This is a genomic window from Oribacterium sp. (assembly GCF_057249185.1).
This window is the reverse complement of the sequence record NZ_DBHIGR010000242.1, coordinates 1-2,261: the sequence shown is the minus strand read 5'-3', so window position 1 is coordinate 2,261 and position 2,261 is coordinate 1. Positions and strand designations below refer to the sequence as shown.

The window sequence follows — 2,261 nt, the reverse complement described above, 5'->3', positions numbered from 1 at the left end:
CCGCCATTAAGGAAGGAAAAGAAGTTTACGCCATGTGTGCCCCTGCTACAGAGGGACAGTTCGGTAAGGATATCTCTATGTCCGCAATCCGTGTGGCTTTAAAGAAACTCGGCTTTACCGATATGGTGGAAGTTGGACTGGGTGGCGATATGACTGCAGCCTACGAGGCATTGGAATGGTCAGAGGCCAGAAAAGAAGGAAAGAAAATGACCACCTCCTGCTGCCCTGCTTTCATTAACCTTTTAAAGATACACTTCCCGGATCAGTACCATGAAAATATGTCGGAGACCCTTTCTCCTATGGCGGCGGTTTCCCGTTATTTGAAAGCCATTCATCCCGACTGTGTAACCGTATTTATCGGTCCCTGTATGGCAAAGAAATCCGAGTCCCAGGAAATGGGCATTGAGGGAAATGCGGACTATGTTCTCTCCTTTGGAGAATTCAGCAGTCTGCTCCGTTCCAAGGATGTACAGTTGGAGGCAGAGGTTAGCCCTTATCAGGAAGCATCTCTTTGGGGAAAGAACTTTGCCAGCTCCGGCGGCGTAGCCAATGCGGTTATGGAATGTATGCGGGAAAGAGGAGAAGATACCACCGATATCAAGCTTCGCGCCTGCTCCGGAGGAAAGGAATGCGTTACCGCCCTTTCTCTTCTAAAAGCCGGAAAGCTTCCTGAGGACTTTATCGAGGGTATGGCCTGTGAAGGCGGATGTGTAGGCGGACCTTCCCGTCATAAGGCGGAAAATGAAATCAAGAGGTCTCGTCAAAGTCTTTTGGACGAAGCCGATACCAGAAAGGTATTGGATAACTTGAAGAACTATCCTATGGATAAGTTCAGCATGATGCGGGATAAATAAAGAAGCATCGAAAAAAGGAGCTATAATAGAAATTATGCAGTAGGGGTCTTAAAAAGAAACGGCAAGGCTCATCTGTACAGAATATGCAGTATGGTCTTGAAAAAGAAACTATACTACAAGCTTTAAACAGAATATGCAGTATAGGTCTAAAATAGGGGTAGTCTGAGCCCGCGGGTTCTTGGCTTTTGTTTTGTAAAAGCTTAGAACCCTTGCAGGGCGAGGCTAGCGGGAGCGTGCCCCGTTTAAGACCTATACTGCATATTATTTTACAGCTTCTTTTTAAGACCATACTGCATATTTCATTTTTATCCTAACGCCTGCTTTAAATCCGAAATCAAATCCTCCGCATCCTCAATACCTACAGACAGGCGGAGGGTGGTTTCGTATATTCCGTTTTCCGCCAAAATCTCCTTTGGTACGTCCGCGTGAGTTTGGGTCAGGGGATAGGTCAAAAGACTTTCCGTTCCTCCCAAGGACTCCGCAAAATAAATCAACTGAATTCTCTTTAAAATTTCTTTAGCTTCCTCTCCGGATTCCACGTCGAAGGAAATCATCGCCCCAAAGCCTCTGGCCTGCTTCTTCATCAGTTCATGTCCGGGATGATTGGGAAGTCCCGGATACAAAACCCTCTTTACCTTCGGGTGTTTTTCTAAAAACTCCGCAATTTTCAGACTGTTTTCCTGCGCCTTTTCCATACGAATGGCTAAGGTCTTGATGCCTCGTAAAATCAACCAGCTGTCAAAGGCATCCAGTCCTGCTCCGGTGGTCTTAAACAGGAAACGAAGTCTTTCCTGAAGTGCCTCATCCTTTACCACAATAAAGCCTGCAATGGCATCGTGGTGTCCGGATAAAAACTTGGTACCGCTATGCAGCACAATATCCGCCCCCAGCTCCAGAGGATTTTGAAAATAGGGAGAAAGGAAGGTATTGTCCACAATCAAAAGTAAATTATGTGCCTTACAAAATTTCCCCAAAGCTTCGATATCATTTACATTCATGCAAGGATTTGTAGGGCTTTCCAGAAAAATCGCCTTGGTATTCTCCTTAACTTCCTTTTCCCAGCCATCCTCATGAAGGGATACCCTGGAAAACTGAAGACCGTTCTTCTCATTTACCTCACGAAAATACCGAATGGAGCCGCCATATAGGTCACGATCAATTATAATATGGTCTCCCGGACGAAAAAGCTCCATAATACAGGCCAATGCCGCAATCCCGGAGGACAGGGCAATGCAATCCGTACCATGCTCTAAAGAAGCTACCACCTTTTCCAGCTGGGCTCTGGTGGGATTTTGCAAACGTGAATAGTCGTAGGGGTTCTTTCCCCCTACCTCCTGATGAATAAAGGCGGAGCTTGGATAAATGGGGTAAGATATCGCCCCGTAATGCTCCTCCTTATTTTGTCCT

At 46.1% G+C, this 2,261-nt stretch carries 2 protein-coding genes; one reads left to right on the top strand and one right to left on the bottom strand.

Features of this window, described 5'->3' with window-relative positions; genetic code table 11:
• On the top strand, nucleotides 1–854 hold an 854-nt coding region (locus ACO4PX_RS09965; RefSeq protein ID WP_485572548.1), incomplete at its 5' end, for a [Fe-Fe] hydrogenase large subunit C-terminal domain-containing protein.
• A gap of 305 nt (nucleotides 855–1,159) precedes the next feature.
• Here the strand turns inward: ACO4PX_RS09965 and ACO4PX_RS09960 are convergent.
• The coding region (locus tag ACO4PX_RS09960) for a trans-sulfuration enzyme family protein (protein WP_485572546.1) at nucleotides 1,160–2,261 on the bottom strand (1,102 nt) is incomplete at its 5' end.